Here is a 6,919-nt window from a genome sequence, read left to right as displayed (position 1 = left end):
CGGCCGCACCTTTCGGTTGACGTGCTGATCTGCGACGTTTCGGTTCGTTCGAACCGCTAGGCTTAGAATGGACACAGTGGATAGTGCTATCACCAAGCCGGTTCGGCGACTGGAGGTGTTCACCGGTGCGGGGCGCCGGCGGACGTGGAGCGCCGAGGACAAGGCGCGGGTCGTTGCGGAGATCGAAGCCAGTGGCGACTCTGTTTCCGGCGTGGCGCGGCGGCACGGATTGTCACCGCAGCAATTGTTTGGCTGGCGCCGGCGAGTCAGGGAAGCTCAGGCGGTCGTTTCCAAGGATGATGAACCACGGTTCGTCCCGGCGGTGGTTACCGCGGCACTGTGCGAGACTGCGGGATCTCGACAGCGCAAGGCGCGGCGGCAGCAGCGGGACGAACCGCTTGGCGGAACGATCGAGGTTGCGATCGACGGCGTGACGGTGCGCATCGGCGCGGGCGCTCCGTCGGACACCATCGCCGCGGTGTTGCGGGCGCTGAAAGCCGGAGCGTGATCGGCCCGACGGGCGCGGTCCGGGTGATGGTGGCGACCAGGCCTGTGGACTTCCGCAAGGGCGCCGATGGGTTGGCGGCCCTGGTGCGGGAGAGCATGGCGGCGGATCCGTTCTCGGGCGCAGTCTACGTGTTCCGCGCCAAGCGCGCGGATCGGATCAAGCTGGTGTATTGGGATGGCACGGGTCTGTGCCTGTTCGCCAAGCGGCTGGAGGACGGCATCTTCCGCTGGCCGAAGATCGAAGATGGCGTGATCCATTTGTCGGCCGCGCAATTGTCGGCGCTGCTCGAAGGGTTGGATTGGCGGCGTGTCCACGCGGCGCGCGAGACGGTGACGCCGGCACAGCCCGGCTAACGCCTGGACGTTTGTTGCTGTGGCAAAGTGAATCAGCAGCATCGAGCACGTCGCAAAATGCTGGCAAACATGATCTGATTTGATTATGCCGCGCGACGCATTGCCCGATGATTCCGAGACCTTGAAAGCGATGCTGCTCGCCGAGCGGGTGCAGAACGAACGGCTGCGTCAGATCATCAGGGACCTGCAGCGCCACCAGTTTGGCCGCCGGGCGGAGACGCTGCCCGAGGACCAGATGCAGCTCGGTTTGGAAGACGTCGAGCAGGCGGCGGCGCGTGACGTCGCGGAAGCTGAGCAGGCGACACCGGCCGCACGACAGGCCGGAGCTGCGAAGCGTCGGGCCAATCGCGGCGCGCTGCCGGCGCATCTGCCGCGGATCGAGACCACCATCGATATCGACGACAAGACCTGCCGCTGCTGCCAGGGCGCGTTGCACCGGATCGGCGAAGACAAGAGCGAGCGGCTGGATATCGTGCCGGCGAAGTTCCGGGTGCTGGTCACGATCCGGCCGAAATACGCCTGTCGCCAATGTGAGGATGGCGTCGTGCAGGCCCCAGTGCCGGCGCGGCTGATCGAGGGTGGGCTTCCGACCGAAGCCACCATCGCCCAGGTGCTGGTCTCCAAATATGCGGATCATCTGCCGCTGTATCGGCAGGCCCAGATCTATGGCCGCCAGGGCGTCAACCTAGACCGCTCGACGCTGGCAGACTGGGTGGGCCATGCCGCCTGGCATCTGCGTCCGCTGCACCAACGCCTGCTCGACAAGCTCAGAGAGCGGCCAAAACTGTTTGCCGATGAGACGACGTTGCCGGTGCTGGATCCTGGTCGTGGTCGCACCAAGACCGGGCAGTTGTGGGCCTATGCCGCCGACGACCGGCCATGGAACGGATCCGAGCCGCCAGGCGTGGCCTATGTCTACGCGCCGGACCGCAAGGCCGAGCGGCCGATCGCCCATCTCGACAGCTTCAGGGGCATCTTGCAGGTCGATGGCTATGCCGGCTACCGCCGGCTGGCCGAGCGCGGCGACGTGCAGCTGGCGTTCTGTTGGGTCCATGTGCGGCGCAACTTCTACAAGCTCGCCACACCCGGACCTGCGCCGATCGCCAGCGAAGCACTGCAGCGCATCGCCGCGCTCTATGCGATCGAGAACGACATCCGCGGCCGCATCGCCGAGGAGCGTCGGACCGTGCGGCAGCAGAAAAGCCGCTCGCTGGTCGACGCATTGGAGAGTTGGCTGCGCGCAAAACTCGGGCTGATCAGCCAGAAGGGCAAGCTCGCCGAGGCAATCCGCTATGCGCTCTCGCGCTGGGAGGGTTTGGTCCGCTTCCTCGACGATGGCCGTATCGAGCTCGACAACAACGCCGTCGAGCGTTCTATCCGCCCGATCACACTGAACCGGAAAAATGCCTTGTTCGCGGGATCCGACGGAGGTGCCGAGCACTGGGCCACCATCGCCTCGCTGATCGAGACCTGTAAACTCAATGATATCGATCCGCTCGGCTACCTGACAGACGTCCTTACCAGGATCGCCAGCGGTCATCCCAACCGCGACATCGACGCGCTCTTGCCTTGGGCCTACCAAAAGCAAGACCTCAGAGCCGTGGCCTGAGAACGACGCTTACCCGGCTTCTTGTCTCGGCCACTCCTCAAGATAGATTCAGCCGTCAGTAGCGATTGACCGGAAGCACCATGATCTCCGCGATCTGCACATGGGCGGGTTGGTCGAGCGCGAACATGATGACGCGCGCCACGTCTTCCGGGTCGAGCGCCATCTTGAACTGGTCGAAATAGGCCTGCTCCTTCTCGCGGTCGCCGCGGTAGCGCGTCACGATGATGCCGGTGCGGGCGAGGCCGGGCAGGATTTCGGTAATGCGGATTGCGGTCTCCGCCAGTTCGCCGCGGATGGTCTCGGTGAACATGCGGATGCCGGCCTTGCTGGCGGAATAGGCCGCCATGTCCGGCACAATGCGCACCGCGTTGATCGAGCTGATATTGACCACATGGCCGTGGTTGCGCGTCACCATCTTCGGCAGCACCGCGCGGCTCATCCGCATGGTGCCGACCAGGTTGGTGTGGATGATATCGGTCCAGTCGTCCGCCGAACCTTGGTCGAAGCGGGTGCGGCCGCCGATGTCATGGCCGGCATTGTTGATGAGGACGTCAACCTGGCGGAAATCCTCGGGCAGGCCGTCGAGAATGCGATCGACGCCGGCGTGGTCGTTGATATCGAGGCGCACGGCATGCGCCATGGCGCCGAGCTCGGCAGCGAACTCCGCAAGCTGCTCGGCGTTGCGGTCCACCAGCACGATCCTTCGCCCCGATGCCACCACGGCGCGGGCGATTGCGCGGCCGAGTCCGCCCGCCGCGCCGGTCAAAAGTACGGAGTCCTTGCTATCTCTGGTCATTTGATCTCCCTCGGCGCACCGCATTGTTGGTCTGCAGCTTCGGGGTGCGTCCTGCGGTAAAATGGCAGAGCCGCGACGCTGTGTCCGCCATCCCGCGCGTGCTAACTGTTATGCCGAAACAGTGCGCCGTTCGAACGAAGCGCAAACGGGAGACCCATGGACCTCAAGCAACTCAAGGCATTTGCTACGCTCGCCGAATTCGGCTCGTTCTCACGCGCCGGTGCGGTGCTGTCGATCGCCCAGCCGGTGCTCAGTCGGCAGATCAAGGCGCTGGAGCAGGAGCTCGGCATCGAACTGTTCTACCGCAACGGCCGCGGTATCGTGCTCACCGAGGCGGGCAAGGTGCTGCAGAACTATGCCGGCGGCGTGCTTGATACCGTCGAGCGGGCTACGACGGAGGTGATCGCGCTGCGCAGCAGTCCGCGCGGCACCATCGCCATCGGCATGCCGCCCTCGGTCGGGTCGGTGCTTACCGTGCCGCTGGTGCAGTGCTTCCGTCAGGAATTCCCCGACATCGCCATGCATGTCGTGGAAGGTTTTAGCGGCCATCTGCTGGAATGGCTGATCACCGGCAAGATCGATGTGGCGGTGCTGTACAACGCGCCGCGTACCAGCAACCTGCGCGCCGAACCGTTGATCACCGAGGAGATCACCTTGCTCGGGCCCATGAGCGATCCCGCGGGTCTCGGCGACGGGCCGGTGCCGGCGTCGCGGCTGACCGAGATCCCGATGATCCTGCCGGGCCGCCCGCATGGCTTGCGGCTGGTGGTGGATGCGCTGCTCGGCGAAGCCGCGATCGCGCCGCGCATCGAACTGGAAGTCGACGCGATGCCCTCCACGCTTAGCCTCGTCGAGCAGGGCATGGGCTACACGTTGCTGTCCTATGGGCCGGCGCGGCATCTCGTCGCTGCCGGCCGCATGAAAAGCTGGTCGATCGTCGATCCCGTGCTGACGCGGCAACTGATCCTGGTGACATCGAGTCAGCGGCCGACCACTGCGGCGACGCGCGCACTGGCGCAGATGGTGCGGCAGCAGATCAAGGATCTGGTGCGCCGCGGGCTATGGGCCAAGGGCACCGGGCCATTGATGAGCTGACGATTTCGCTGCGCCGCAAACGACTGCGCGCGGCAAAGCTGTTATTCCGCAAACGACGATGCCCCCGCCGGCAACTCCCGCTAGCTTCCGTCCAACATGAAACGGACCGGCGCGGTTGTGCGCCGGCAAGGGAGAGCGTTGATGGCTGGAGAGCTTCTCGGATTCGTTGGCGTCGGTCGCATGGGCGGTCCCATGTGTTCGCGTCTCCTGGACGCAGGCTACACACTGTGCGTCTATGACCGCGATCCGAATGCCACGGCGCCGCTCAAGGCGCGCGGCGCACAGGTCGCCAACTCGCCCGCAGAGGTCGCTTCCGCGGCCGAGATCGTGCTGATGAGCCTGCCGACGCCGGACATCGTCAAGGCTGTCGCACTTGGCGACAACGGCGTCGCCCACGGCAATCGCGTCCGCACATTGATCGATCTGTCGACCACCGGGCCGGGCGCCTCCACTATCGTCGCCGCTGGGTTGGCCAAGCACAACATCATCTTCGTCGACGCGCCGGTCAGCGGCGGTATCGCCGGCGCCAAGGGCGGCACGCTGGCCGTCATGGTGTCGTGCCCCAAGGATGTCTACGCGCCGCAGGTCGAGCCGATCCTGAAAAATTTCGGCAAGCTGTTCTACACCGGCGAGAAGCCGGGCCTCGCGCAGACCGCCAAGCTCGTCAACAACCTCCTGGCCGCCGCCGCGCTGGTGATCTCGTCCGAAGGCATGGCGATGGGCGTCAAGGCCGGGCTCGATCCGAAAATCCTGCTCGACATCATCAACGTGTCCTCCGGCCGCAACAGCGCCACGCAGGACAAATTCCCGCGCTCGGTGCTGACCGGCACCTTCGACTTCGGCTTCGCTACGGCGCTGTCCTACAAGGACGTCCGGCTCTGCCTCGACGAGGCCGAAGCGATGGGCATTCCCATGATCATGGGCGCGGTCGTGCGTCAGATCCTGGCGTTGACCCAGGCCAAATACGGCCCGGACTCCGACTTCACCTCGATCGCCAAGCTTTCCGAAGAATGGGCCGGCGTCGAGATCCGGGGATAGACGACAGCACCTTCGCGAAAAAGGGAAGCACGACAATGACGACGGCCGACAGGTCCAACAACAGGCAGGCATCGCTGGCGCGCACCATGGTGCGTGCGGCGAACGCCGTGCATTTGTCGGATCTGTCGCCGGCCGCCTGCGACAAGCTCAAGATCTGCCTGCTGGATTTCCTGTCCTGTGCCTTCGAGGCGCGCGACCTCGCCTGGAGCCGGCAGGCGATCGCCATTGCCGGCAATGCGGCGTCGGGCGCCACCATCGTCGGCACCGACATCGCGGCGTCGCCGGCCGATGCCGCCTTCGCCAATGCCACCATGGGCCACGGCCTGGTGCGCGAGGACATGCACGCCGGCAGCATCGGTCATCACGGCGTTGTGCTCTGGCCGGTGTTGCTGGCGCTGGCGCAGCGCAGCCAGGTGTCCGGCGCGCAACTGCTGATAGCGGCGGCGGTTGGCTACGAGGTCGGCGGCCGGCTCGGCCGCGCGCTATTCGATGCGGACCTCGCCCGGCTGTTTCGCCCCACCGGCATTCTCGGCCCGGTCGCGGGCGCGGTAGCCGGAAGCCGCCTGCTGTCGCTCGACGAGAATGCCGCGGTGTCTGCGCTGGCGCTGGCGGCCAATGCCTCGGCGGGCCTCAACCAGTGGCCGCATGACGGCGGCAGCGACATGTACTTTCATCCCGGCGCCGCCGCGCGCAGCGCCATCACCGCGGTCGCGCTGGCGGAAGCCGGCGCCTATGGCTCCGAACTGATTCTCGAGGGCGAGGCCGGGCTGTTCGCCGCGTTCCGTCGCGCCCTGGCGCCGCCTGTCATCACGCTGTTTCCCGGCGGCGAGGAAGAGATCCTGGCGGTCTACAACAAGCCGGTTCCGGCCTGCAATTTCGCCCAGACGGCCTGTCAGGCGGCCCTGCGTGTGGCGGAAGAGATCGACAACATTGCCGCGGTCGAGCAGATCACCGTGCACCTTCCGGATGCCGCGATCCGCTATCCCGGTTGCGATTTCACCGGCCCCTTCGAACGCGCGCTGCAGGCCAAGATGAGCATCCAGTACGGCGTCGCCGGCGCGCTGGTGCGCAAGGTGGTCGACGAGGACAATTATCGCAGGCTCGATGATCCCGACATCCTGCGCCTTGCGTCGATGATCCGGCTGAAGAGCGATCGCGAATTCACCGCGGCGTTTCCCGCGGCGCAGGGCGCGGAGGTCGAGGTCAGCCTCGCTGTCGGCGCGCGGATCAGCCGCCGGATTTCCGACGTCATCGCCGCCACCGAGGGCGAAGTGCGTGCGCGTCTCCGCGACAGCGCCGGTGCCGTGCTCGGCGTCAATCGCGCCGACGCCATCGAGGAAGCCATCGATCGCATCGAACGGAGCAGTAACGCCGGGCGCATTGCCGGGTTATGCGCGCTGACCGTGCGCGGCGGCAGATCACGTAGCTCCGCGGCGCGCGTCGCGGGCAGGGCAACCTGACGCGCAACGTTTTTGAGAACAGGCCACGGCCACAACGGGCGCCAAGTCCGAGGGTCGCGA

Annotated in this window: 7 protein-coding genes; 6 read left to right on the top strand and 1 reads right to left on the bottom strand. The window is 66.0% G+C overall.

Annotation, left to right across the window (positions count from 1 at the left end):
- Positions 1-67 precede the first annotated feature (67 nt).
- From tnpA to tnpC, 3 genes are all read left to right on the top strand, one after another.
- The gene (gene tnpA, locus ONR75_RS32150) at positions 68-508 is read left to right on the top strand and encodes an IS66-like element accessory protein TnpA (RefSeq protein ID WP_265080809.1); all 441 of its coding nucleotides are present in this window, start codon (positions 68-70) and stop codon (positions 506-508) included.
- Entirely contained in the window at positions 505-861 is a 357-nt protein-coding gene (tnpB, locus tag ONR75_RS32145; RefSeq protein ID WP_265079591.1) for an IS66 family insertion sequence element accessory protein TnpB, read from the top strand. The genes tnpA and tnpB overlap by 4 nt, the downstream gene beginning before the upstream one ends.
- Positions 862-946: 85 nt before the next feature.
- The gene (gene tnpC, locus ONR75_RS32140) at positions 947-2,470 is read left to right on the top strand and encodes an IS66 family transposase (RefSeq protein ID WP_265080808.1); all 1,524 of its coding nucleotides are present in this window, start codon (positions 947-949) and stop codon (positions 2,468-2,470) included.
- 55 nt (positions 2,471-2,525) lie between these two features.
- Here the strand turns inward: tnpC and ONR75_RS32135 are convergent, their stop codons facing one another.
- Positions 2,526-3,266, bottom strand: coding sequence for an SDR family oxidoreductase (locus ONR75_RS32135; RefSeq protein WP_265080807.1), 741 nt, complete (start codon positions 3,264-3,266; stop codon positions 2,526-2,528).
- A 156-nt stretch (positions 3,267-3,422) separates the two neighbouring features.
- Here ONR75_RS32135 and ONR75_RS32130 point away from each other — a divergent pair, with 156 nt between their 5' ends.
- From ONR75_RS32130 to ONR75_RS32120, 3 genes are all read left to right on the top strand, one after another.
- Positions 3,423-4,361: a LysR substrate-binding domain-containing protein gene (locus ONR75_RS32130; RefSeq protein ID WP_265080806.1), complete on the top strand. Its 939-nt coding sequence runs from the start codon at positions 3,423-3,425 to the stop codon at positions 4,359-4,361.
- 141 nt (positions 4,362-4,502) lie between these two features.
- Complete coding sequence (locus tag ONR75_RS32125) at positions 4,503-5,399, top strand: NAD(P)-dependent oxidoreductase (protein ID WP_265080805.1); 897 nt, start codon at positions 4,503-4,505, stop codon at positions 5,397-5,399.
- A gap of 35 nt (positions 5,400-5,434) precedes the next feature.
- Complete coding sequence (locus tag ONR75_RS32120) at positions 5,435-6,859, top strand: MmgE/PrpD family protein (protein WP_265080804.1); 1,425 nt, start codon at positions 5,435-5,437, stop codon at positions 6,857-6,859.
- Positions 6,860-6,919: the final 60 nt, after the last annotated feature.

Source organism: Rhodopseudomonas sp. P2A-2r (assembly GCF_026015985.1).
Classification (GTDB): Bacteria; Pseudomonadota; Alphaproteobacteria; order Rhizobiales; family Xanthobacteraceae; genus Tardiphaga.
The sequence above is the reverse complement of the archived record's forward strand: the minus strand, read 5'-3'. Positions and strand labels throughout refer to the sequence as shown.

What these genes read in the sequence shown, in the direction of transcription:
- tnpC (WP_265080808.1), top strand. Translation starts at nt 947, where the DNA reads ATGCCGCGCGACGCATTGCCCGATGATTCCGAGACCTTGAAAGCGATG.
- tnpA (WP_265080809.1), top strand. Translation starts at nt 68, where the DNA reads ATGGACACAGTGGATAGTGCTATCACCAAGCCGGTTCGGCGACTGGAG.
- ONR75_RS32130 (WP_265080806.1), top strand. Translation starts at nt 3,423, where the DNA reads ATGGACCTCAAGCAACTCAAGGCATTTGCTACGCTCGCCGAATTCGGC.
- ONR75_RS32135 (WP_265080807.1), bottom strand. Translation starts at nt 3,266, where the DNA reads ATGACCAGAGATAGCAAGGACTCCGTACTTTTGACCGGCGCGGCGGGC.
- ONR75_RS32120 (WP_265080804.1), top strand. Translation starts at nt 5,435, where the DNA reads ATGACGACGGCCGACAGGTCCAACAACAGGCAGGCATCGCTGGCGCGC.
- ONR75_RS32125 (WP_265080805.1), top strand. Translation starts at nt 4,503, where the DNA reads ATGGCTGGAGAGCTTCTCGGATTCGTTGGCGTCGGTCGCATGGGCGGT.